At 74.2% G+C, this 23,472-nt stretch carries 18 protein-coding genes; 1 reads left to right on the top strand and 17 read right to left on the bottom strand.

Features of this window, described 5'->3' with window-relative positions:
• Positions 1–32 precede the first annotated feature (32 nt).
• Positions 33–308, bottom strand: a complete 276-nt coding sequence (locus tag FZ103_RS26205; protein WP_394350099.1) for a hypothetical protein — start codon at positions 306–308, stop codon at positions 33–35.
• A gap of 594 nt (positions 309–902) precedes the next feature.
• Between FZ103_RS26205 and FZ103_RS11845 the strand changes: the two genes are divergently transcribed.
• Positions 903–4,280 carry a UvrD-helicase domain-containing protein gene (locus FZ103_RS11845; RefSeq protein ID WP_186356141.1) on the top strand — a complete coding sequence of 1,126 codons (3,378 nt, stop codon included), beginning with the start codon at positions 903–905 and terminating at the stop codon, positions 4,278–4,280.
• A gap of 18 nt (positions 4,281–4,298) precedes the next feature.
• On the opposite strand, the gene FZ103_RS11840 is transcribed toward FZ103_RS11845, so the two are convergent.
• The 16 genes from FZ103_RS11840 to folE form a co-directional block, all read right to left on the bottom strand.
• Positions 4,299–4,844, bottom strand: coding sequence for an amino-acid N-acetyltransferase (locus FZ103_RS11840; protein ID WP_156000721.1), 546 nt, complete (start codon positions 4,842–4,844; stop codon positions 4,299–4,301).
• Positions 4,845–5,002: 158 nt separating this feature from the next.
• The gene (locus FZ103_RS11835) at positions 5,003–5,254 is read right to left on the bottom strand and encodes a LuxR C-terminal-related transcriptional regulator (protein WP_156001120.1); all 252 of its coding nucleotides are present in this window, start codon (positions 5,252–5,254) and stop codon (positions 5,003–5,005) included.
• A 763-nt stretch (positions 5,255–6,017) separates the two neighbouring features.
• On the bottom strand, positions 6,018–7,514 hold the full coding sequence (gene lysX, locus FZ103_RS11830; protein ID WP_186356140.1) for a bifunctional lysylphosphatidylglycerol synthetase/lysine--tRNA ligase LysX: 1,497 nt from the start codon (positions 7,512–7,514) through the stop codon (positions 6,018–6,020).
• Between the two features lie 57 nt (positions 7,515–7,571).
• Positions 7,572–8,351, bottom strand: coding sequence for a type III pantothenate kinase (locus FZ103_RS11825; protein ID WP_156000720.1), 780 nt, complete (start codon positions 8,349–8,351; stop codon positions 7,572–7,574).
• Between the two features lie 32 nt (positions 8,352–8,383).
• Complete coding sequence (locus FZ103_RS11820) at positions 8,384–10,990, bottom strand: L-aspartate oxidase (RefSeq protein ID WP_186356139.1); 2,607 nt, start codon at positions 10,988–10,990, stop codon at positions 8,384–8,386.
• A gap of 58 nt (positions 10,991–11,048) precedes the next feature.
• The gene (gene panC, locus FZ103_RS11815; protein WP_156000719.1) at positions 11,049–11,924 is read right to left on the bottom strand and encodes a pantoate--beta-alanine ligase; all 876 of its coding nucleotides are present in this window, start codon (positions 11,922–11,924) and stop codon (positions 11,049–11,051) included.
• A gap of 31 nt (positions 11,925–11,955) precedes the next feature.
• The gene (locus tag FZ103_RS11810) at positions 11,956–12,846 is read right to left on the bottom strand and encodes a Rossmann-like and DUF2520 domain-containing protein (RefSeq protein ID WP_156000718.1); all 891 of its coding nucleotides are present in this window, start codon (positions 12,844–12,846) and stop codon (positions 11,956–11,958) included.
• Between the two features lie 167 nt (positions 12,847–13,013).
• Positions 13,014–13,256, bottom strand: coding sequence for a DUF320 domain-containing protein (locus FZ103_RS11805; RefSeq protein ID WP_186356138.1), 243 nt, complete (start codon positions 13,254–13,256; stop codon positions 13,014–13,016).
• Between the two features lie 2,446 nt (positions 13,257–15,702).
• Positions 15,703–18,885 (bottom strand): PH domain-containing protein, encoded by a 3,183-nt coding sequence (locus FZ103_RS26200; protein WP_394350096.1) that lies wholly within the window; start codon positions 18,883–18,885, stop codon positions 15,703–15,705.
• Between the two features lie 3 nt (positions 18,886–18,888).
• Positions 18,889–19,509 (bottom strand): PH domain-containing protein, encoded by a 621-nt coding sequence (locus FZ103_RS25510; RefSeq protein WP_343233485.1) that lies wholly within the window; start codon positions 19,507–19,509, stop codon positions 18,889–18,891.
• Positions 19,510–19,682: 173 nt separating this feature from the next.
• Positions 19,683–20,123: a DUF3180 domain-containing protein gene (locus FZ103_RS11790; RefSeq protein ID WP_156001110.1), complete on the bottom strand. Its 441-nt coding sequence runs from the start codon at positions 20,121–20,123 to the stop codon at positions 19,683–19,685.
• Positions 20,124–20,270: 147 nt separating this feature from the next.
• On the bottom strand, positions 20,271–20,786 hold the full coding sequence (gene folK / locus FZ103_RS11785; RefSeq protein ID WP_156000716.1) for a 2-amino-4-hydroxy-6-hydroxymethyldihydropteridine diphosphokinase: 516 nt from the start codon (positions 20,784–20,786) through the stop codon (positions 20,271–20,273).
• Between the two features lie 87 nt (positions 20,787–20,873).
• Positions 20,874–21,245 carry a dihydroneopterin aldolase gene (gene folB, locus FZ103_RS11780; protein ID WP_343233483.1) on the bottom strand — a complete coding sequence of 124 codons (372 nt, stop codon included), beginning with the start codon at positions 21,243–21,245 and terminating at the stop codon, positions 20,874–20,876.
• Positions 21,242–21,700 carry a nuclear transport factor 2 family protein gene (locus FZ103_RS11775; protein ID WP_186356137.1) on the bottom strand — a complete coding sequence of 153 codons (459 nt, stop codon included), beginning with the start codon at positions 21,698–21,700 and terminating at the stop codon, positions 21,242–21,244. The genes folB and FZ103_RS11775 overlap by 4 nt, the downstream gene beginning before the upstream one ends.
• Positions 21,697–22,548, bottom strand: a complete 852-nt coding sequence (gene folP / locus FZ103_RS11770) for a dihydropteroate synthase (RefSeq protein ID WP_156000715.1) — start codon at positions 22,546–22,548, stop codon at positions 21,697–21,699. Before folP ends, FZ103_RS11775 begins: the two co-directional genes overlap by 4 nt.
• A 306-nt stretch (positions 22,549–22,854) precedes the next feature.
• The gene (gene folE, locus FZ103_RS11765) at positions 22,855–23,451 is read right to left on the bottom strand and encodes a GTP cyclohydrolase I FolE (protein ID WP_343233493.1); all 597 of its coding nucleotides are present in this window, start codon (positions 23,449–23,451) and stop codon (positions 22,855–22,857) included.
• Positions 23,452–23,472: the final 21 nt, after the last annotated feature.

Raw genomic sequence — 23,472 nt, 5'->3', positions numbered from 1 at the left:
GGACGCGCCGCCCCTTTCACGCGCGTCGCCGGTTAGCGGTCTGCCTGGTCCGGTCCATCTCCGGGAAGTTCCGGTCCGGAACCGTCTGCGCTCTTTGCCCCGTCTTCCTCCGCAAGGGCGTCCGACCGCGGCCGCGACGCCGTTGCGGCGTCTGCGGATGCGCGACCGGAAGACTTGTCGGACTCGCTGACCAGTCGCCCGTCAGACGTTCTGGGAGCCATCTCCTTGCGGAGCAGCTTCACCACGAACGTGCAGAAGACGGCCGCGACGACAGCCGGGGGGAGCAGCGCCGACAAAACGTCCCCCATCGCGCGCACACCCCTTCCTTGGCGTCACTTTATGCAGCAATTGCCCCACGGAGGGGCGCCGCCGACTCGGATCGGCGGCCGGCCGGTACGGCCCCGCATACAACGAACGCGGACCCCGACATCATAGACACCTTTCACACCTGTGCGGCCCCTGCCCCGGGGATCGCTGCCTGCCGATCCCAAAAGCCCGCCGCATAAGGGGTTCCAGGCGTCCCGAGGCTCGGCGGACCTCCTCCGCGGACTCGGCCGCGACCGAATCGCCATAGAAATGACAGCGCCCCGCGACCCGATGCGGCCGGGATTGCGGCCGCCGGCGATCGCGCATATGGATGAGCGCCGCCCCGCGGCGGGCCGGCGGAAGAAGCCCTGCCCCTACCTCGGAGATCTCCTCCGCAATGCATACATTACCTGGTCGTATACGGCTCTCCCACCCCGGTCGGCATAAGCTTCGACAGGCGCACCGGCAGTTGTGGGATCGTGGCACCCTGACCGAGAGCGAGTCGGACATCGGCGGGCGAGAGAGCCGACACGACTTCCGCTTCCGCGCGTTCCCCCGCACGGCCCGGTCACCGTGGGCATTGAGAGGACCTCACCGTGGAGTTCCACGCAGATCTGCATATTCACTCCAAGTACTCGCGGGCCTGCAGCAAGGATTGCGACCTGGAGCACCTGGCGTGGTGGGCGGCGCGCAAGGGCATTGGGGTGGTCGGCACCGGTGATTTCACTCACCCCGCCTGGCGCGAGGAGTTGCGTACCAAACTGGTCCCCGCCGAGCCCGGGCTGTTCCGGCTGGCCCCCGATATCGAGGCCGAGGTGCTCCGCACTCTACCGCCCGCATGTCGGAATCCGTCGCGCTTCATGCTGTCCGTGGAGATCTCCACCATCTATAAACGGGGCGAACGGACCCGAAAGGTGCACCATTTGCTGTACGCCCCCACGATGGAGGCGGCCGAGGCCATCACCGCGGATTTGGCCCGGATCGGCAATCTCGGCTCCGACGGGCGCCCCATCCTGGGCCTGGATTCGCGCGACCTGCTGGAGATCACCCTCGCCAGCGACCCCGGCAGCTATCTCGTCCCGGCGCACGTGTGGACGCCCTGGTTCGCCGTTCTCGGCTCGAAATCCGGATTCGACGCCATCGGGGACTGCTACGCCGACCTCGCCGACAACATCTTCGCGATCGAGACGGGCCTCTCCAGCGACCCCGAGATGAACTGGACGGTGTCCTCGCTCGACTCGTACACGCAGGTCAGCAATTCCGATGCGCACTCGCCGCCGATGCTCGCCCGCGAGGCCACCCGCTTCGACACCGATCTCGATTACTACGCCATGCGCCGCGCCCTGGAGACCGGCGACGGATTCCGCGGCACCGTCGAGTTCTTCCCGGAGGAGGGCAAATACCATCTCGACGGGCACCGCAAATGCGGCGTGCGGATGGAGCCGGACGCCACCCGCGAACACTCCGGCCGCTGCCCCGTCTGCGGCAAGCCGCTGACCGTCGGGGTCTCCCACCGCGTCTTCGAGCTGGCCGACCGCCCGATCGGCCACCGGCCCGCCGGCGCCGCCGGCTTCACCAGCCTGGTGCCGCTGCCGGAGATCGTCAGTGAGATCAAGGGCGTGGGGCCCAAGAGCAAGCGCGTCCAGGGCGAGGTGGCCCGGCTGGTGGGCGAACTGGGCTCGGAGCTGGACATCCTCACCTGTGTGCCCCTGGACGAGGTCGCCCGCGCGGGCGGTACCCTGCTCGGCGAAGCCGTCACCCGGCTGCGCGCGGGCGCCGTCGTGCGCGACGCCGGCTACGACGGCGAGTACGGCACCATCCACATGTTCGCTCCCGGCGAGCTGGCCGCCGCCGATTCCGCACCGGCGCTCTTCGACACCGGCGACCTCGCTCCGGGTCCGCGGCAGGGCTCGCCGCGCCGGCGCGGGACCGCCCCGCGCACCGGGGGCGGTGCCGGATCCGAAAGCGGCGGCCGCGGCGGTGCGGCTCCGGAATCCGGACCCGGCGGCGCTGACCCCCGCTCCGGCGGCGACGACTCCGCTGCGGGCCCCGGCGGGCCGCGCGCGGCCGCCCCGAGCGGCGGCGCGCTCGCCGATCACACCCCCGTACCCGCGGCGATCGCCGCGCGGCCCGCAGCGGCCGTCTCAGCGGCCGTGGACGCCCGCCCCGGCGCCGCGCCGGAGGCGGAGCCGGCCGAACCGCCGACCCTGTTCCCCGGGGAGGCCGGCGCCGGCACCGCGCGGGCCGCCGTCCGCAGCGTGCTCGACGGCCTCGACCCCGAGCAGCGGGCCGCCGCCGCGGCGCCCGGCGGGCCCCTGCTGATCGTCGCCGGACCGGGCACCGGCAAGACCCGCACGCTGACCCGGCGCATCGCCCACCTCGTCGCCGAACAGGGGGTGCCGGCCGCCGGCTTCCTGGCGATCACCTTCACCCGCCGCGCCGCCGAGGAGCTGGCCGAGCGGTTGGCCGACCTGCTGGGCGAGGGCGCCGGCGACATCACCGTCGCCACCTTCCACCGCCTGGGCCTGCTCATCCTGCGCGAGCAGCACGAGCGCGCCGGACTGTCGGCCGGCTTCGGCATCGCCGACACCGCGCGCCGCGAGGAGATCGCGGCCGGGGTCGCCGGATCCCCGCAGGAGGGGCGGCGGCTACTGGCCCGGCGCGATTCCGGCGAGGCCGCCGAGGCGGAGGAGGCCGCCTACGAGCGCAGGCTGCGCGAACTCGACCTCGTCGACTTCACCGACCTGGTCGCCCTGCCGGTGCGCCTGCTGGGCGCCGACGCCGAGCTGGCCGAGCGCTACCGCCGGCGCTGGCCCTGGATCAGCGTGGACGAGTACCAGGACGTCGACGAGCGGCAGTACGCGCTGCTGCGGCTGCTGACCGGCCCCGGCGGCAACCTCACCGCCATCGGCGATCCCGATCAGGCCATCTACGGATTCCGCGGCGCCGATGTGGGTTTCTTCCTGCGCTTCACGGCCGACTTCCCCGGCGCCTCGACGGTGCGGCTCGGCCGCAACTACCGCTCCAACGCCGCCATCGTCGACGCCGCGGTGCAGGCGATCGCCCCCTCCTCGCTGGTCCCGGGCCGGGAGCTGCGGGCGGTGGGCGACTTCACCGACCCTCCGCGCATCGGGGTGCACGTGGCCGCCGACGAGCGGGCCGAGGCGTCGTTCGTGGCCCGCTCGATCGACCGGCTGCTGGGCGGCACCTCCTGGCACTCCCTCGACAGCGGCCGCGTCACCGGCGACGGCGACGGCGGGCTGTCCTTCAGCGACTTCTGCGTGCTCTACCGCACCGACGCCCAGTCCGAAGCCGTGATGCGCGCGTTCAACACGGCGGGAGTGCCGTATCAGAAGCGCTCGCACGACCGGCTGCTGGCGCGGCCGGGCGTAGGGCTGCTCGCCGACGAGCTGCCCCGCCATCCGGCCGGTCCGCTCGTCGACCGGGTGCGCTCGGCGGTGGGACTGCTGTGCGAACGGCACGCGGCCGACGCGGAGCTGTGCGCCGATCTGCGCACCGCCGGAGAGCTGGTCCTCCCGCTGGCCCGGGAGTGCGGCGCCGACCTGGGGGAGTTCCTGTCGGCGCTGGCCCTGGGCGCCGAGGTCGACGCGCTGGACCCGCGGGCCGACAGGGTCGCGCTGCTGACCCTGCACGCCGCCAAGGGCCTGGAGTTTCCGGTGGTGTTCCTGATGGGCTGCGACGACGGGTGGCTGCCCTTCCGGCTGCCGGGCGCCCCGCGCGAGGCGGGCGACGCCGGCGAGGCCGAGGAGCGGCGGCTGTTCTTCGTGGGGCTCACCCGCGCCCGGCACCGGCTCTACCTGTCGCGGGCGCGGCGCCGCACCCGCCGGGGCACGGCCGCGGACACGGTCGCCTCGCCCTTCCTCTCGGCGATCGACCCGGGCCTGACCATGCCCGTCGACGAGGAGTCGGCCGCCCGCCGGCGGCCCCGCGACAGGCAGCTGCGGCTGCTGTGACGGGGCGGCGCCCCGGCATCAGCGCATGCGCGGGGTGCCGGGCTCGTTGAGGTGGACCAGCATCCTGGTGTTGCCCAGGGTGTTGGGTTTGACCCGCTCCAGGTCGAGGAACTCGGCGACGCCTTCGTCGTAGGAGCGCAGCAGCTCCTCGTAGACCCGCGGGGAGACGGGGGCGCCCTGGATCGGCTCGAATCCGTGCCGGGCGAAGAAGTCGGTCTCGAAGGTCAGGCAGAACACGCGGCGCACGCCCAGCTCGCGGGCCCGGTCCAGCAGGGCGGCCACGATGCTGTGCCCCACGCCGCGCCCCTGGGCGGCGGGGTCGACCGCCACCGTGCGCACCTCGGCGAGGTCCTCCCACAGGACGTGGAGTGCGCCGCAGCCGACGACGGTGCGCTCCGTGCCCTCGCCGAGCTCGGCGACACAGAACTCCTGGATGTCCTCGTAGAGGTTGACGGTGCTCTTGCCGAGCACGCGGCCCTCGTCGCTGAAGCAGTCGATGAGCCGCCTGATGTGCGCGACATCGCGGGTGCGGGCGCGGCGGACGGTGATCTGGGTGACGGCCATGACCGCAACAGATTACTCGTCCGCGGCGCCGCGCTGCCATGAAGCGGGGGCGGGGCCCACCGCCCCGTCCCGGGGGGATCAGGACGGTGCGCCGCCGCGGAATCGGTTTCTCGAGGGTGTGTTCAGCCGGACCGGAGGGCCGGTCCTGGTCGCGGTGACTAGATCAGCTGCTTGCGCGCGGCCCAGACGACCGCCTCGATGGGGGTGTTCACCCCCAGTTGGTCGCAGATGGCGCGGAGCCGGCGGCGCAGCGTGCGCGCGCTCAGCTCCAGTCGCCGAGCGGCGACGTCGGTGGTCACTCCGGTGGCGATCTCGGCGAGCAGCTGGAGCTCGTCGTCGGTCAGGCTGACCGGAAGGTTCTTTCCCCCTTCGGGAACCGGCACCGGCGCCGGCATGATCCCCTCGCGCATCAGCGGGGTACCGGGGTCTTTCGCGGCACGACGTACGAGTGTGGCCTGTTCCACTCCGTCCTCCCTCATCCGTGGTGAGTGCGGAACATCAACTCGTCGCCGCAGGAACCTCCGACGGGCGGAGGCGCGTGCCTCTGGTCACGCGGACGCCGACGTTCCCCGGTCCCGTTCCCCCTGCTCCCGGATACGCGGCCTTTCTGGCACAAAGGCGCACGCCAGGCGAGCAGGAAGCGCGCGGTCCCGGTCGGTGCGGTCTGGGACGGACAGATCGCACGTGGGCGCACACGGCCAAGGATGGTCGGACCCCGGCTCAACCGCGGTCGGCCATCCTCACTCACCGTCATCTCGATCCACTACGGCAAACCTGCGGAGCAGCGCTCCGCTTGTGTCGAAACGCTAGGCCGATGCGAACTGCCCGTCAAGGTCGGTTTGACTACTTTGCGTGATGTCCCGATCATCGCTGGTCACAGGCTTGTTCCAGAGGAAACCTTAGACAACTGACTGACCTGCGCAAAGAACCTTCACTCAGCTGCCTGAACCACCGGCCCCGCAGGCCGAACGGCCTTCTGCAGGCGGCCTTGGAGACAGGGCCTGTGGCCTGGGATTTTCCGAAATCGCGGAACATCACGATCCCGCAACGAGATTTCGCGGGCGTGGCGGCGAGTTGTGTTCCCCGCGGGCCGGAGGGGCCTCGCTTCCTCGCTCGTCAGTCCAGACGGCGCCGCGCCCCTCCGGCCGGCTCACACCCCGCCGGGCGCCGCACTCACTCCGGCTTGACGATCGGGAAGAGGATGGTCTCGCGGATGTTGCGCCCGGTCAGCGCCATGAGCAGCCGGTCCACGCCCACGCCCACGCCGCCGGTGGGCGGCATGCCGTACTCCAGTGCGCGCAGGAAGTCCTCGTCCAGCTGCATCGCCTCGGGGTCGCCCCCGGCGGCCATCAGCGACTGCTCGGTCAGCCGGCGCCGCTGCTCCACCGGGTCCACCAGCTCGGAGTAGCCGGTGCCCAGCTCCATCCCGAACCCGATCAGGTCCCACTTCTCGGTGACCAGCGGATCGTCGCGGTGCTGCCTGGTCAGCGGACTGGTCTCCAGGGGGAAGTCGCACACGAAGGTGGGCTGCTGCAGGGTGTCCTCGACCAGCTCCTCGAAGAGGTGCTCGGCCAGCTTGCCCTGGCCCCAGTCGGGGCTCCACTCGACGCCGCGGGCGTCGGCGACCTTGCGGACCGACTCCAGCGGCGTGCGCGGCGTGATCTCCTCGCCGACCGCCTCGGACACCGCGTCGTAGAGGCGCACCGCGGGCCAGGTGCCGCCGAGGTCGTATTCCGTGCCGCCCCGCTCGACCACCGTGGTGCCGAACGCGGCGCGCACCGCCTCTTGCAGCAGCTCGCGGGTGAGGCGTGCCATCACGTCGTAGTCGGCGTAGGCCTGGTAGAACTCCAGCATCGTGAACTCGGGGTTGTGCGTGGAGTCCGCGCCCTCGTTGCGGAAGTTGCGGTTGATCTCGAAGACCTTCTCCATGCCCCCGACCACGAGCCGCTTCAGATACAGCTCGGGCGCGATGCGCAGGTACAGGTCCAGGTCGTAGGCGTTGATGTGGGTGGTGAAGGGGCGCGCCGTGGCGCCGCCGTGGACCCGCTGCAGCATCGGGGTCTCGACCTCGGTGTATCCGCGCTCGTGCAGGCCGTCGCGCAGCGCGCGGATGGCGGCGGCGCGGCTGCGCACCATCGCCCGCGCATCGGGGTTGACGATCAGGTCGACGTAGCGCTGGCGCACCCGCGCCTCGGGGTCGGTCAGGCCCTTGTGCTTCTCCGGCAGCGGCCGCAGGCACTTGGCCGTCAGCTTCCAGGAGTCGACCATGACCGACAGCTCGCCTCGGCGGGAGGTGATGACCTCGCCCTCGACGCCGACGTGGTCGCCGAGATCGACGTCGCTCTTCCAGGCCGCCAAGGAGTCGGCGCCCAGCTTGTCCAGCGACAGCATGACCTGCAGGTCGCCGGTGGAGTCGCGCAGCGTGGCGAAGCACAGCTTGCCGCCGGTGCGGTAGAGCATGACGCGCCCGGCGATCCCCACACGCTCGCCCGTGGCCGAATCGGGGGTGAGCTCCCCGTGTTTGTCGCGGACCGCGCCGACCGTGGTGGTGCGGGGGAACCCGAGCGGGAAGGGGTCGATGCCCTCCGCGCGCAGGCGGTCCAGCTTCTCCCGCCGGACCCGCATCTGTTCGGGCAGGTCGTCGTAGGATTCGTCCAGTCCTTCGCTCACGCAGTGAATCCTATCGGCCCTGGACGGGTGGGCCCGACGCACGGCGGCGCCGGGCCGTCAGGAGTTGCGCTCATAGACCAGGCGCAGGCCGATCAGGGTGAGCCAGGGCTCGTGCACGTCCACCGTCTCGCACTCGTCGACCACCATCGGCGCCAGACCGCCGGTCGCCACCACGGTGACGTCGTCGGCGTCGTCGGTCAGCTCCTGGGCCATGCGGTCGACGATCCCGTCGACCTGGCCGGCGAAGCCGAACACGATCCCCGAGCGCAGCGCCTCGGTGGTGTTCTTGGCCACCACCGAGCGCGGCTTGACCAGCTCCACCATGTGCAGCTGGGCGCCGCGCCGCGACAGCGCCTCCACCGAGATGTCGATGCCGGGGGCGATCGCACCGCCGACGTACTCCCCCTTGGCGCTGACGGCGTCGAACGTCGTCGCGGTGCCGAAGTCGACCACCACGGCCGGCCCGCCGTACTGCTGCACCGCCGCCAGGGCGTTGACGATGCGGTCGCTGCCGACCTCCTTGGGGTTGTCCATGCGCACCGGCACGCCGGTCTTCACCCCCGGCTCGACGATGACGGCGGGTACGTCGCCGAAGTGGCGGCGGAACATCTCGCGCATCTCGTGCTGGACCGAGGGCACCGAGCAGCACAGCGAGATGCCGTGGACCTCCCCGCTGCCGATGATGGAGCTGCCCCCGATGAGCCCGTGCAGGACCACCGCCCACTCGTCGGCGGTGCGGCGCGCCTCGGTGGAGACGCGCCAGTGCTCGACCAGCAGCTCGTCGTCGAAGAGCCCGAGAACCGTGTGCGAGTTGCCGACGTCGATCGCGAGGAGCATCTGGGGCCTCTCCTGGTGAGTTGTGGAGGATCTCAGCGAATGTCCCGAAGATCGAGTGCGATGTCCAGAGCCGGACTGGAATGTGTCAGTGCGCCCACGGCCAGGAAGTCCACTCCGGTGGCGGCGACGGCGGCGGCGTCGGCCAGCCGCAACCCGCCGCTGGACTCCAACCGCGCGCGCCCGGCCACCAGCGCCACAGCCTCCCGCAGCTGCTCGACGGTGAAGTTGTCCAGCAGGATCTCCTCGGCACCTGCGGATACGGCCGGCTCGATCTGGTCGATCCGGTCGACCTCCACCTCCAGGGGGACGCCGGGGAACGCGGTGCGCACCGCGCGCACGGCCTCGGCCACGCCGCCGGCGGCCAGCACGTGGTTGTCCTTGATCAGCGCGGCGTCGGCCAGCCCGAAGCGGTGGTTGGTCCCGCCGCCGCAGCGCACCGCGTACTTCTCCAGCGCGCGCAGGCCCGGGTGCGTCTTGCGGCTGTCGCGGACGCGCGCGCCCGTGCCCGCCGTCGCAGCGACCCAGGCCGCGGTGGCGGTGGCGATTCCGGAGAGGTGGGTGAGCAGGTTCAGCGCGGTCCGCTCGGCGGTGAGCAGGTCGCGGGTGCGGGCGGTGATGCTCATCAGCACGTCGCCGCGCGAGACGCGGTCGCCGTCGGCGGCGCGCCGCTCCACCTCCATGACGCCGCCCGTCACCTCGGCGAAGACCAGCTCGGCGACGGGAATCCCCGCCACGACGCCGTCGGCGCGCGCCACCACGTCGGCGGTGCGCAGCTGAGCGGCCGGGATCGTCGCGACGGTCGTGACGTCGGTGCCCTGCCCGCCCGAGGGCAGGCTCAGGTCCTCCCGCAGCGCGGTGCGCACCCGCTCCAGCACCCCGGCCGCTCCGCCGCCGCGGTGCCCGCCAGAGCGCGCGGCCCTGTCGAGTTCGCCGCCGAGCGGACCGGAGAGCGGGTCGGGTTCGATCGCGACCGCCTCGGGTTCGACGCCGAGCCCCACGCGCACGTTCACCCGGGCCGGGCCGGGGGCCGCACGGCCGGACTCCGCGAGCGGGGCGTCGGCCCGGACCCGTACCAGCGCGGCCCGGACCAGGGTGGCGGCCACGGTCAGCAGGTTGGCGGCCTCCCAGGCGGCGGTGCCGGGCACGGCCGCATCGTTGGCGGGGTCGGCGGCGACCTCGGCGAGCTCGCCCAGCGCGGCGCGCAGGCCCGCCTCGTCGCGCGCCACACCCGCGAAGCGCGACATCACGCCGCGGATCCGCGCAACGTTGGCGGGCGCCACCAGCCCGCCGCGGCCCTCGGGGGCCGCTGCGGCCGGGGCGGTGGCCAGCGGCTCGGCCGACTCCTCGCCGGTGCGCTCGGCCAGGTCCTCGGCGGCGCGGTGGGCGAAGACCACGCTTTCCAGCAGGGAGTTGGAGGCCAGCCGGTTCGCGCCGTGCACGCCCGTGCGCGCGACCTCGCCGACCGCGTACAGCCCGCTGATGCCGGTGCGCCCCCGCAGGTCGGTGCGCAGTCCGCCGGAGGCGTAGTGGGCCGCGGGCGCCACCGGCAGCAGGTCGGTCACCGGGTCGATGCCGTGCTTGCGGCAGGAGGCGAGGATGGTGGGGAAGCGCTCCTCCCACATCGCGGCGCCGAAGTGGCGGGCGTCCAGCAGCACGTGGTCGGCGCCGGTGCGGGCCATCGCCTCGGCGGCTCCCTGGGCGACGACGTCGCGGGGGGCGAGGTCGCCCAGCTCGTGGCGGTCGCGCATGAAGCGGTGCCCGCGGGTGTCGACGAGGAAGGCGCCCTCGCCGCGCACGGCCTCCGAGATCAGCGGCTGCTGGCCGCGCGCGTCGGCGCCCAGCCACAGCACCGTCGGGTGGAACTGCACGAACTCCAGGTCCTCGGCGACCGCTCCGGCGCGCAGGCCCAGGGCCAGGCCGTCGCCGGTGGAGACCTCGGGGTTGGTGGTGGAGGCGAAGACCTGCCCGAGTCCGCCGGTGGCGAGCACGACGGCCCGCGCCCGCACCCGGCCCACGCCGCCGCGCTCGCCCTCGCCGATGACGTGGACGGTGACGCCGGCCGCGGCCGGTGCGCCACCCGCCCCGGCGGGGCGGGCCGTCAGCAGGTCGGGGGCGAAGGCGTGCTCCATCACCTCGATCCGCGGGTCGTCGGTGACGGCGTGGACCAGGGCGCGCTCGATCTCGGCGCCGGTGGCGTCGCCGCCGGCGTGGGCGATGCGGCGGGCGCGGTGGCCGCCCTCACGGGTGAGTTCCAGCCGTCCGTCGGCCGCGCGGTCGAAGGCCGTGCCGCGCTCCACCAGCCAGCGCAGGGCCCGGGGACCGGCGGTCACCAGCGCGCGCACGGCGGCCGGGTCGCACAGCTCGCGCCCGGCCACGACCGTGTCGACCATGTGCGCCAGCGGCGCGTCGGCCGGGTCGGTCACGGCGGCGATCCCGCCCTGGGCCCAGCGGGTCGAACCCGTGGACAGGAGGTCCTTGGTGACCAGCACCACGCGGCCGTGCGGAGCCAGCTCGGTGTAGCGCAGTGCGGTGCTCAGGCCGGCGATTCCGGAGCCGACCACCACGACGTCGGCCGAGGCCGTCCAGCCCGGGTCCGGCGCGGTCAGCCTGCGCGGCAGTTCCAGTGGCGTGTCCGACACCGCGGATCCTCCTTCGTCCCGGTGCCGCCGCCCGCCGCCCGCGTGGCGGACCCGGGGCTCACAGGGTGAGCGGCACGTTGTCGATCAGCCGCGTCTGCCCGACGCGGGCCGCCACCAGCAGCACGGCGTCCCCGCGGAAGTCGCCGGGGACCTCCGCGAAGGTGTTCGCGTCGACCAGGGACAGGTAGTCCACGGTGACCGGTGGGTCGCCCGCGGCGGCTTCGTCGAGGACGGCGCGGGCCGCACTGAGAATACCGACCGGCCCGGTGACCGAGGCGTCCGCCCCCGACAGCAGCGCGCGGGACAGGGCCAGGGCGCTCCGGCGCTCCTCGGGGGCGAGGTAGGCGTTGCGGCTGGAGGAGGCGAGGTTGTCGGGGTCGCGCATGGTGGGGGCGGCGGCGATGGCGACGGGCATGTTCAGGTCGCGCGCCATCCGCCGCACCAGCGCCAGCTGCTGGGCGTCCTTCTGCCCGAACACGGCGACGTCCGGCCGGACGAGGTTGAACAGCTTGTTGACCACCGTGAGGACACCGCTGAAGAAGCCCGGGCGGAACTCGCCCTCCAGCACCCGGCCCATCGCGCCCGGGTCGATCCGCACGATCTGCTCCCCGGGGTACATGTCCTCCACGCTGGGCGCGAAGACCAGGGCGGCGCCCTCCTCGGCGCACACGGCCATGTCGGCGTCGAGATCGCGCGGGTAGCGCTCGTAGTCCTCGCCGGGGCCGAACTGCAGCGGGTTGACGAAGACGCTGACGACGAAGGCGTCGGCCTGCTCGCGGGCCGTGGCCATCAGGGCGCGGTGCCCGTCGTGCAGGGCGCCCATGGTGGGCACGAGCGCCACGCGGCCCCCCAGCTCCAAGCGCAGGTGCGCCAGCTCCTCGGGGGTGCGGGCGAGCGCGGGCGCGGTCCGCGGCGTTTGGGTGCGGTCGATCATGGGGGTGTCTCCCTGGTCGGCGGGGGATCGCTCACGCCTGGAGGACGTCCAGCAGGCGTTCGGCGTCGTGGGGCTTGAGCAGTCCGGCTTCCAGCGCGCGATCGGCGGTCAGCCTGGCCAGGGCGACGTAGGCGGAGACGCTCTCGGGCGAGTGCCGGCGCAGTTCGCCGATGTGGGCGGCCACGGTCTCGGTGTCGCCGCGCAGGACCGGGCCGCTGAGGCCGTCCATGCCCAGCCGCAGCCCGTTGTCCAGTGCCGCTCCCAGCAGCGGTCCGAGCATGCGCGCAGGGTGCTCCACACCGGCGGCGCGCAGCAGGGACGCGCTCTCGGCCACCAGCGTCACGAGGTGGTTGGCGCCCCCGGCCAGGGCCGTGTGGTAGAGGGTGCGGTGCTCCTCGGCGATCCACACGGGCTCGGCGCCCATCTCGACGACGAGCGCCTCGGCGATGGGCCGCAGGGTCTCGGGGGCCGTGACGCCGAACGAGCAGCTGGCCAGCCTGTCGATGTCCTCGTCGCGCCCGGTGAAGGTCATGACCGGGTGCAGGGCCAGGGGCAGCCCGCCGGCGGCGGTGGCCGGCGCGAGGGCGTGGTAGCCGTGGGCTCCGCTGGTGTGGACCAGGAAGGTGCCGTTGACGTCGGCGCCGGTGTCGACGAGTCCGCGCACGAGCGGTTCGAGGGCGTCGTCGGGCACGGTGAGCAGGACCAGGTCACAGGCGGCGACCACGTCGGCCGGCTCGGCGATGCGGGCCGAGGGCAGCCGCTGGGCCGCGCGCTCGCGCGAGCGTTCGGAGACCGCCGAGGCGGCCACGACGCGGTGGCCGGCCCGCTCCAGCGCCGCACCCAGCACCGACCCCACCCGGCCGGCGCCGACGACGCCGATATCCAGCCGGGCAGGCCGCTGGGTGTTCTCCGCCTGCTGCATCGCACCTCGTTCCAGTCCACCGGGGTACCGGACTTCTGCGCGGCCAGCTTACTTACCGCCGAGCCCCGCGCGTCCACGGCGCCCCGCAGCATGACGCCGGCGCCGCCCGGGGGGCGGCGCCGGCGCTCGGTGGGTGTGCTCCCGCTGCGCGGAAGCCCGGGAGAGTGCTACTCCCAGACCATCGCGCCGGACTTGTGGCAGGCCCCTCCGCCGTTGCCGAGGATGCCGATGCCGTTGCCGCAGACGTTCACCGGGACGTTCAGGTCGGCGACGATCTGGTTGCCCCCGAGGATCGAGCCGTTGCCCGACGTGGTGATGTCGTCGTCGGCGGAGGCACTCGGCGCGCTCGCGAGGATCGCACCGGCCGCGGCTGCGGTGAGGGCACTTGCGACCAGGGTCTTCTTCAGCACGTGGATTCCCCTTATCCAGGCCGGGCGGAGGTCACCGCCCAGCTTGCTCGACTGTGCGTGAGAACACGATTACACATCGCGTTCGTCGACCAATCTAGCCACACACCGGCGGCCGCGTCCCGTTTTTCGGCCAACTCGACGAATGTGAATAACTCACTGCAATCATTCAGGCACATACTGTGGCGCCGATTGTCCGGACATTCCCCCACGAACCACCGGCTTGAGCAGCCCCCGTTCGTCCCACTGGTGACACACATCACACTGCTGACACCGACCATCTTGCGGCGACCTGGCGCACCCGCCTCGGTCTGGTGCACCCGCCCCGGTTCCGGTGCTCGGGGTCCAGCCCGCGCGGATCGTTTCGGGTGGGCGCCAGTGACGGGAAGCAATGGGGGCGGCGAGGGCGGTGCGGGGTTGGCCCCGCACGAACCGGACCCGGTGCCCGCCGGTGACGGTGGGCGACGGGGGCGGCGACGGCCGACGGCGGGCCGGGGCCGGCGGTCATCGGTTCGCGTGTCCGCCGGTTGCTCGCCCGACGGGGCGGCGAGGTCGACGCGGGGTTGGGCCCGCGCGGATCGGTTCCGGTGCCCGCCGGTTGGGCTGGCGGCGGGGGGCAGCGACGGCCGACGACGGCTGGGCCGAGCGATCACCGGTTGCCGGCGGCGGACGGCGGGCCGCCCGACGCGGGCAGCGACGGGCGGCGGTAGAGGCCGCCTACGTCGTGTTCAAGGAGTCGGTCACCACAGGAGGTTGCGGCAATGGGGCTGTGATGCGCGAAGCGCGGTGCGCCAGCTTGCCGCCGAGCGCACGGCCCACCTTTGCGCCGGAGGCCCGCCACCGGTGGCACGGCTCCACCTGGGACGGGCTGCGTGCGCTCGGCGGCAAGCTGTGACCGCGCTACGCGAAGCGCACCCATTGCCGCAGCCCCGATGGTGACCGCCCCAGGGGGTGCCCGGCGGGTTCCTGCAAAGCGGCCCCTCCCGCTCCTGGACACGGTCTGGACAGGGACATTTCGGGCATTTCGCCTTGCGCGGGTCGACGATGCCCGCCGATGGCGCGCGGTGTTGCTGCGCGGCGCACCGTAACCCCGGGTCTTCCGGGATGCGGAAGAAAACCGGGGTGTTCTGCCCGGAATGCCCGCCTATGGCGGGGGGTGGAGGCGGCCGGCGCGCCACGAGGTGCGCGTTTGGAGCGGTTTCGGCGCGGATCCCCGGTCCAAACGCCATGATCATCGTCGATCCGGGTCGTGCGGGCCGCTCCGGCGCCCCCGCATACCGGACATCGCGGGAGGATTCGACGCCGCGGGCGGCCCTCCGCGCGGCCGGACCCCGCCCGGGCGATCGCGCGGCGCTTCTCGTCACCCCATCGCCGCCCCGAAAACGCCGAATGTCGGGTTTCCGTGCCCGGCTTCCGCGTCGAGGGTGTCGCCAGTGTCACTTTCGGCGCCGAGTGTGGCCCCACCGACACCCTCGACGCGACCGATGCGGGAACGAGTTAAATTAAAGGGGGCATTCGGGGTTCCGGTCCGGATGTGCGAGTGGACGAGGCGCCCCGGAACGCCACCCGGGCGCGCCGCCCCGTTGGGCGACCCGCCACCCGCCGCCGGCAACCGGTGACCGCCCGGCCCAGCCCCCGTCGGCCGTCGCCGCCCCCGATGCCCACCGCCACCGGCGGACACCTGAACCGATCCGCGCGAGCCCAGTCCACCGCTGCCGTCGCCGCTTCGTCGGGTGGCCGGCTATCCGAGGGCAGCAACCGATGATCGCCGACCCGAACCCGCGCCGTGCTCGCCGCTCTCGTCGCACGCACAACCGGCGGGCACCCGTACCGATGGGCGCGGGCTCACCCCCGCGCCGTCGTCGCCGCCCTCGTCGGGCGACCCGCCACCCGCCGCCAGCAACCGGTGACCGCCCGGCCCAGCCATCCGCCGTCCTCGCCGCCTCCCGTCGCACGCCCAACCGGAGAGCACCCGAACCGATCCCCGCAGGCCCAACCCCGCACCGCCCTCGCCGCTTCGTCGGGTGATCGGCCATGCGCCGACCTCAGCCGGTGACCGCACAGCCCGAACCCCCGCCGCCCCTCGTCGCACGCGCCACCGGCGGGCACCCGAACCGATCCCCGCAGGCCCAACCCCGCACCGCCCTCGCCGCCCCCGTCGCCCGCCGCCACCGGCGCCCACCCGGACCGATCCGCGCGGGCCCAGCCCACCGCCGCCGTCGCCGCCTCGCCGGGTGATCATCCATACGCCGACCTCAGCCGGTGACCGCCGACCCGGACCCCCGCCGCCCCCGTTGCCCGCCGCCACCGGCGCCCACCCGAACCGATCCGCGCGTGCTGAGCCCTCCGGGCCGTCGCCGCCCCGTCGGGGGACCCGCCACCCGCCGCCGGCAACCGATGATCGCCGACCCAGCCCCCCACCGCCCTCGCCGACCCAACGGCAGCGGTTCTAGCCGAAGTCCGCAGGAGGGACCTCGCTGCGTGTCGCCCAGCGTTCGGGCCCGGCGTTCGCGCGGCGGGCCGCGTGTCCGTAGCGGGCCGTCCCGTCGACGATCCGGCGCGCCTCCGCGATCTCGCGGCCCGCCGCCCGCGCCCGGATCGGTCCGGGCGGCGTGTCGGCCTCGACCGTCGCCACCCCGCGCCGTCGGCTAAGCGGTCCGGCGGTCAGCTTGATGCTCTGCGTCCGGGTGTGCGGGACGATCTCGGTCACCTGGCACACCAGCCCGCGGCGGATGACGAACAGATGCTCGTCCACGCCCAGGGCGCCGTCGGCGGCGCGCCCGCTGCCGGCCGGATGCATGGGCATGCGCGACACGTCGGTGCCCGGGAACAGCTCGCTGACGAGCAGATAGGCGAGCCGCCGCGGGACCACGGGCAGCAGGGTGGAGGAGTCCATCTGCCGCTCGCCGACGTAGCCGGCGACGTTGGCCTCGACGCGCACCACCCCCAGCGCCCGCCACAGCAGCGGCTCGACGATGCGGACGGCCTGCACCCGCCCCGGCGGCACGGTCTGCATGCGCGCCTGGAAGACGCCGTAGCGCAGCCGCAGCCCGTCCGGCGACAGCGACGCGTAGAAGTCGGTGTAGCGCAGCAGGGGGCCCAAGAAGCCGCGCATCAGCCCCAGCAGCAGCGGCACGGCACCGCCGAGGACCCCGGCCTCGAACACGCCGGAAGCGCTGACCACAGCGGCCCCGGCCGCGATGAGCAGCACGAACAGCATCACGCTGCCGAGCACGGGCAGCCGGAACGCCAGCGCGCCCAGCAGCAGGCCGAACGGCAGCCGGTAGAACCGCCATTCCGGGGCCTCCGGGGTGGACCCCGCCAGCCCGGCCGCGTGCGCGAGCAGCGCCGCCCGCAGCCGCTCGGCCCGGCCCCAGGTGAGATAGCGCAGCCGGATCTCGCTGGAATCCCCTCCGGCCAGCTCCACCCGGAGCTCGGCCAGCCCCAGGATCTGCATCAGCAGCGGCCGGACGACGTCCACGGCCTGCAGGCGGCTGAGCGGAATCTCCCGCGAGGACCGGCGCAGCAGACCCGAGTGGACCACGAGGTGGTCCTCGCGCAACCCGAAGGAGGAGTTCCACCAGGCCAGCAGCGTGAAGGCGACGGCGCCGCAGGCGACCGCAAGCGTCATCAGCAGCACCCAGGCCAGCCCGAACTGCACGAGCAGCGTCCCGGGCAGGGCCAGGAAGACGACGACCACCAGGAGGACCTGGAGGGGCACGGAGGCCCAGTGGGTGCGGTGCGCGCCGCGGGCGATGTCGGGTTCGCTCGGTTTCGCCGGCCCGGACGGGGGCTCCGGCGACCCCTGGCCCGCGGGCGCGGGCGGGGCCTCCAGCGTGGGCGGCAGGAAGCGCACGTTCCCGCCCACCGAGCGGACGGGGCCGGGCGGGCCGCCGGGGGCCGCGGCTCCGGGGCCGGGCGGATATGTGTGCCCGGCCGGCGCCGGTCCGGCGGCGGCGTGCCCGCCCGGCGGCGGTCCGGGGAGCGGACGGGGACCGGGCTGCCCGCCGGCCGGGGGTCGGGGCTGCATGCCTGACGGCCCGCCGCGGCCGGGGCCCTGGTGCGGTGCCGGCGGCTCGCGGTGGTCGGGTCCGGGCGCCGGCGGCCGCGCCCATTCCTGCGCCGGTGCATGGGCGGGCGGCCTTGGAGCACTCGGGGGCGGGCCGGTGACGGGCGGTGCGCCGGGCGCGGGCGCGAACCTGGGGACGCCGCGCCGCTTCGCTGAGCCGGCGGGCGTTCCGGCCGATTCCTCGACGGGGACGCCCGCCGGGTCCGTGCCGATGATCCGCACGCCTTCGGTTCCGTCGTCGCCGATACCGCGGTCGTCCTCACTCGCGTCGGCGGGCGGGGTGCGGTCCGCACCGCCGGTGCCGGCGTCGCGCTCCGCCGCGTCGGCGTCTCCCGCGGTCCGCCCGCCGGCCTGGCGAGTGCGGCCGCCGTCGCGGCCGTGGGCCCGATCGGCGCTGGCGCGGTCGGCGCCGGGCTCGCCGAGGCCGCCAGGGCCGCCGGACTCTCCGGGCTCGCCGGGCGCCAGATCCCCGCCGTCGCCGGGGCGGGCGGCCGCGGGCGCACCGGGGGCGCTCCCGGTCTCCGCCGGGTGCGCCCCGGTGCGGGCGTCGTGCGCCTCGCCCGGAGGGGCGTAGTAGGGGCGGTCCGCGGCCGGCGGGGGCGCGACCTGCTCCGAGCGGTGGGTGTCGGTGGGCGCCGTCACAGGGCGCAGTGCGGGCGCCGGCCGCGGTGAGGGGTGTTCGAAGGCCCAGTCGTCGCCGTCGCCGTCGCCGTCATCGTGATCGGTGCCGGAATGCGGCTGGGCACCGCCCCCGGCATCCCGCCCCGAACCCGCATCGCCGGGGTGCTCCATCCGGGGCGGTTCGACGGGTTCGAACGGCGCAGCCGGGTCGCCCGGCTCGGCTGGGGGCGCGTCCTCCTCGGCACCCGCGTCAGGCCGCTCAGGCCCCGCCTGCGGGGTCTCGGACCGCTCCGCTCCAGCCTCACCGGCCGGCTCCCCGGCAGCAGCGGGCCGTGCCTCCTCCCCCGGCTCCGCAGAAGCCGGGACAGCACTGCCCGAACCCGCCGCCGGATCCCGCCGTGCTTCTGCCGGGGAACCCATGACGCCGACTCCCCGTCCAGCCTCCTCGGCGGCGGACCGGCGCTCACTCCCCGGCCCCCGCTCCGCACCCGGATCGCTCGCCGCGCCCTCAGCACCGCCGATCCCGGGCGCGTCCTCCTCGGCACCCGCGGCGCCCCGCTCCGGCTCAGCCCGCGAGGGCTCGGCCGGTCGGGCCGCAGCGGCGCCGGCGCGCTCCCCCGGATCAGCGGGGACGCCCGGCTCCGCCCGCAGATCGGGCGCCGCCTCCTCCCGAGAGCCAGCGCCGCCCTGCTCGTCCTCCTCAGCGGACCGGCGCCCGCTTCCCCGCCCGCGCTCGGCGCCGGGGCCGCTCTCCCGGCTCTCAGCACCGCCGGGCTCGGGTGCCGCCGCGGGGCCGAACCAGTCCTCGGCCGGGTAGGCGGGGTCGGACTCGGTCCGGTGCGGAGCCGCCGGCCGGCGCGGCTCCTCGGCACCCGGCCGGCGGTCGTCGCGGAAGGGCTCGCCGGCGCCCGGGCCGGACTCGGTGCGGTCGGCGTCGCTCACGGATCACAGCCCCGTAGAGAAGGTCTCGCTGCGCGCCGCCAGTCGGTCGCGCAGCTGCACGGCGTCGTCCAGGCGCAGGCCCGGGATGCGGGTGTCGGCGGTCGTGGCCGCCGTGCGCACCTGCACCGTGGCCATGCCCAGCGCCTGCTCCAGCAGATCGGAGGTGACGTCGACGACCTGCATCCGGCCGTAGGGGATCACCACGAGCTGGCGGGTGATCAGTCCGTAGGTCAAGTAGAGGTCGGTCTCGCCTTCGGCATAGCCCCAGCTGCCGCGCACGGCGCGGGCGGCCCACCACCCCGCGGCGCCGACTGCGGTGAGCAGGACGGCCCAGGCGATCGCCCACGGCCAGCCGATCACCCACAGCCCGGCTCCGCCCAGCAGCAGCACGGGCACGAGCACGGCGAGCATGACCAGCCTGCGGTACCAGGTCAGGGCCGGGGAGACGCGGGTCCAGGACGTGCCCGCCGGCGCGGCGAAGGCGGCGTCAATCCGGGCGGCGCGCTCCCCGCGGCCGCTCGGTGCACCGGCCGGCGACGCGCCCTGGTGGGCCTGCTGCCCCCCGTCCTCCCCCGGGCCGGACGCGGCTTGCTGAGAGACTGGCTCAGACGCGGCAAAGTCCACGATTCCAGTCAATCATCCCGATGCCACTCCGCGGCGCCGCCGCGCACAGGGTCGGACGAACCCGGCCACGGCACCGGCTTTCCCGACGTTCCCGGCGTGCCGCCCACGCGGCCGGAAACCGCCCGTGGCGCGGCTGCGGCCGGACGGTCCGGCGGCGCGCGGGGCCGGTGCGGTCACGTCGTCCTGGGGCCGTGCGGATCCTCATCGCCGGGAACGCGGCAGGAGTACTCCAGGAAGAGCGCGGCGGCCAGCAGCACCAGCGCCGACAGCAGCGTCCCGCCCGCGGTGAAGGCGTCGGTGCGGGCGTCCACGGCGTGCAGCCGGTCCAGCAGAGCGGCCAGCATCCCGGCGAAGCCGCCCGCGGCCACCGCCGCGAACAGCACGCTGGCCTTGGCCAGCGCCACCAGCCGGGCGGCGCTCAGCGGCTCGATCGGCACGGTCCCCGGCATCCGCCGGATCCGGCGCCGGGTCTGCACGGCCGCGATCACCTCGGCGGCCGCGAGCAGCAGCAGAGTGGGGATCGCGCTCCAGGGCAGCATCGGGATGCCGCCGTAGACCCGGTCGATCACCAGGTAGGCCACCACGCCCGCCACCAGGGCGATCACCAGCGGCATCCGCCACCCGGTCGGCCGGACGCGGCCCTCACCGCCCTCCGCACCGCCTCCGGCGCCGCCGGAGTCCTCGGGCCGGTCCTCGTTGTCGTCGTACACAGTCCTCACAACCTCAACAGACCTCGCTCGAAGAGCTCGGCGGCCCGGTGCTCAGACGCGCAGCACCAGATCGTCACGGCGGCGCAGCTCCTGGTCCGCGAGGCCGGCGAGCAGTTCGCGCACCGCGCCGCGCCCGGGGATCTCGGCACCGGGGTCGACGTCGGACCAGGGCCGCAGCACGAACGCCCGCTCGTGGGCGCGCGGGTGCGGAAGGGTGAGCCGCGGGTCGTCGCTGCGCTCCCCTTCGACCGCGATGATGTCCACGTCCAGGGTCCGCGGCCCCCACCGCACGTCGCGCACGCGTCCCAGCGCCTCCTCCACCGACTGCGCCCGCTCCAGCAGCACGTCGGCGGGCATCCGGGTATCGGCGGTCACCACGGCGTTGAGGAACGGACCCTGCTCGGGTCCGCCCACGGGCGCGGTCTCGTAGACCGGCGACAGCGACACCGGGTCCAGGCCGGGCGCGTCGAACAGCCCGTCCACGGCGCCCTGCAGCGCCCCCATGCGGTCGCCCACGTTGCTGCCCAGGGAAAGTACCACCCGCCGCGGCGGAATCAGTCCGTTCATCGCCCACCCCCTCGGCCTCTCGGGTACCTCGGGCGGCGCCCGCCGAACGGGGCCGCCCCCGCCGGCGGCTCGGCGCGCCTCATCCGATCACCCGCTGCCGCGAACGATCGTGACGGACACGTCGTCGAAGGCGTGCGGGATCGGCGCCTGGGGCTTGTGCACGGTCACCTCGACCAGGCGCACGCGCCGCTCGGCCAGGCACACCGCCGCCAGCCGCTCGGCCAGTGTCTCGATCAGCCGGACCGGATCCCCCTCGACCACGGCCACCAGGCGATCGGCGAGCTCGCCGTAGTGCACCGTCTCGGCGAGGTCGTCGCTGCGCCCGGCGGCCCGCAGGTCCAGCGCGAGCACGGCGTCGACGACGAACTCCTGGCCGTCGCGCCGCTCGTGCTCCAGCACCCCGTGATAGCCGCGGGCGCGCAGGCCGGTCAACCGGATGCGGTCCAGCTCCGCGGTCACACCACGTCCCCGTCCGGCTCGCCGCCGTCCTCGTCGTCGTCGAGCAGGACCGGCGAGGCGTGGTGCGACCACAGCCGCCAGCCCTCGGGAGTGCGCACGAACATGTTCGTGGTCACCACCTGGCCGCCCGCGACGAATCCGGGGTTGTCCTCCTCGGCGGTGAGCACGTTCTCCTCGCAGGTGACCATGGCCACCTCGCCGCTGACGCCGATGTGGGTCTCGGTGAGCACGTACTGGATGTAGGGGACGTTGGCCATGATCAGCGCCCAGGCGCGCATGATCTCGGCGCGGCCGCGCAGCAGCGGCCAGCCCGGGTTGACGCAGACCAGGTCGGGGGCCTCGTCCTCCTCGGCCCACACGCGGCGCATCAGGTCGATGTCGCCGTTCTCGATGGCGCCGTAGAACTGCGCGTTGGCTTCGGCCACGCGCTCCATGACCTCCTGGCGGGACTTCACACGCCGCTCCGGCCGATGAGTTCGCCGCGCCCTTCGTCGAGTCGGGAGCCGCCGGACAGCCACGCCGCGGCGACCCGCACCGCATCGGCGTTGGGCCGCACGTCGTGCACCCGCACGCACCAGGCGCCGTTGGCCGCGGAGAGCGTGGTCAGCGCGACCGTGGCGTCGTCGCAGCCGGTGAAGTCGCGGGGATTGCCGTCGGCGTCGCTGAGCAGCCGGCCGAGGAAGCGCTTGCGGGAACCTGCGATCAAGAGTGGACGCCCCAAGTCGTTGAATCGGTCCAGATGGGCGAGCAGGGCCCAGTTGTGGGCGCGTTCGGGGAGCTTGGAGAACCCCAGCCCGGGGTCGAGGACGATCTGGCCCGGGTCGACGCCTTCGTCGACCATGGCCGCCATGCGGTCGCGCAGCTCGTCGTGGACCTCGCCGACCACGTCCGCATAGCGCGCGCGGTCCTGCATGAGGTGGCTGTGCCCGCGCCAGTGCATCAGCACGTAGGCCACGCCGGTCTTGGCGAGCAGGCGCGCCATGGCGGGGTCGGCGAGCCCGCCGCTGACGTCGTTGACCAGCCGCGCCCCCGCCTCCACCGCGTGGGCGGCGACCTCGGCGCGCATGGTGTCGACGCTGACGGCGATGCCCTGCCGGGAGAGCTCCCGTACCACCGGCCCCACGCGGCGCAGCTCCTCCTCGCGGGAGACGCGCTGGGCGCCGGGCCGGGTGGACTCCCCGCCGACGTCGACGATGTCGGCGCCCTCCTCGGCGAGGCGGACGCCGTGCTCGATCGCCTTGGCGGTGTCGAACCAGGCGCCGCCGTCGGAGAAGGAGTCGGGGGTGACGTTGACGACGCCCATGACCAGGCATCGCTGCCGGACCGGAAGGCCGGGGAGGTCCCGGCCCGAAGGGAGCGGGGCGGGGCCGGTTCCGGCGCCCTCCCTCGGCTCGGACCCGTTCGCTTCGATAGCCGTGATCGTCTCTTCCCCTCACGTTCCTGGGCCGCCGCGGCCGACGGGCGGATCCTGCGATCAGCCTACGAGAACCCCGGCTCCGGGGGCGACCCGACCTGCGATCGATCATGCCCGGGCGAGCCGCCGCCGCGGGGGTGCCAGGCGTGCACGGCCGCAGGCGCCGGAGCCTCCCGCGTGCCGGATCCGGCAGCGCTAGTGGTTGCCCAGGATCAGGCTCATCGCCTCGGCGCGGGTGCGGTCGCGGTTGCGGAAGTCGCCGCGCACCGCCGAGGTGACCGTCTTCGCGCCCGGCTTGCGCACCCCGCGCATCGTCATGCACAGGTGCTCGGCCTCGATCACCACGATCACGCCCCGCGGATCCAGGTGGCGCATGATGCCGTCGGCGACCTGAGTGGTCAGCCGCTCCTGCACCTGCGGGCGGCGGGCGTAGACGTCGACCAGCCGGGCGATCTTGGACAGCCCGGTGATCTGGCCCTTGCTGTTGGGGATGTAGCCGACGTGCGCGCTGCCGTAGAAGGGCACGAGGTGGTGTTCGCAGGTGGAGTACAGCTCGATGTCGCGGACGAGCACCATCTCCTCGTGGCCCGCCTCGAACACCGTGGTCAGCACGTCCTCGGGCTCCTGGCCCAGTCCGGCGAACTGCTCCTCGTAGGCCCGGGCGACCCGGGCGGGGGTGTCGCGCAGGCCGTCGCGGTCCGGGTCCTCGCCGATGGCCAGCAGGATCTCCCGGACCGCCTTCTCGATGCGCGCATGGTCGACCGCGTGGTGCCCCGGCACGACCAGCGGGATGTCGGTGTCGGGCTCGGGTCC

Origin of the sequence: Streptomonospora sp. PA3 (assembly GCF_009728995.1) — a bacterium.
Taxonomy (GTDB): Bacteria; Actinomycetota; Actinomycetes; order Streptosporangiales; family Streptosporangiaceae; genus Streptomonospora.
This window is presented reverse-complemented; position numbering and strand designations above follow the sequence as displayed.

Excerpts from the sequence above, each read along its gene's own strand:
- FZ103_RS26205 (WP_394350099.1), bottom strand. The coding sequence starts at position 308 with ATGGGGGACGTTTTGTCGGCGCTGCTCCCCCCGGCTGTCGTCGCGGCC.
- FZ103_RS11840 (WP_156000721.1), bottom strand. The coding sequence starts at position 4,844 with ATGGCCGTCACCCAGATCACCGTCCGCCGCGCCCGCACCCGCGATGTC.
- FZ103_RS11835 (WP_156001120.1), bottom strand. The coding sequence starts at position 5,254 with ATGCGCGAGGGGATCATGCCGGCGCCGGTGCCGGTTCCCGAAGGGGGA.
- FZ103_RS11825 (WP_156000720.1), bottom strand. The coding sequence starts at position 8,351 with ATGCTCCTCGCGATCGACGTCGGCAACTCGCACACGGTTCTCGGGCTC.
- panC (WP_156000719.1), bottom strand. The coding sequence starts at position 11,924 with ATGATCGACCGCACCCAAACGCCGCGGACCGCGCCCGCGCTCGCCCGC.
- FZ103_RS11810 (WP_156000718.1), bottom strand. The coding sequence starts at position 12,846 with ATGCAGCAGGCGGAGAACACCCAGCGGCCTGCCCGGCTGGATATCGGC.
- FZ103_RS11790 (WP_156001110.1), bottom strand. The coding sequence starts at position 20,123 with ATGCCGCTGGTGATCGCCCTGGTGGCGGGCGTGGTGGCCTACCTGGTG.
- folK (WP_156000716.1), bottom strand. The coding sequence starts at position 20,786 with ATGAACGGACTGATTCCGCCGCGGCGGGTGGTACTTTCCCTGGGCAGC.
- folP (WP_156000715.1), bottom strand. The coding sequence starts at position 22,548 with ATGGGCGTCGTCAACGTCACCCCCGACTCCTTCTCCGACGGCGGCGCC.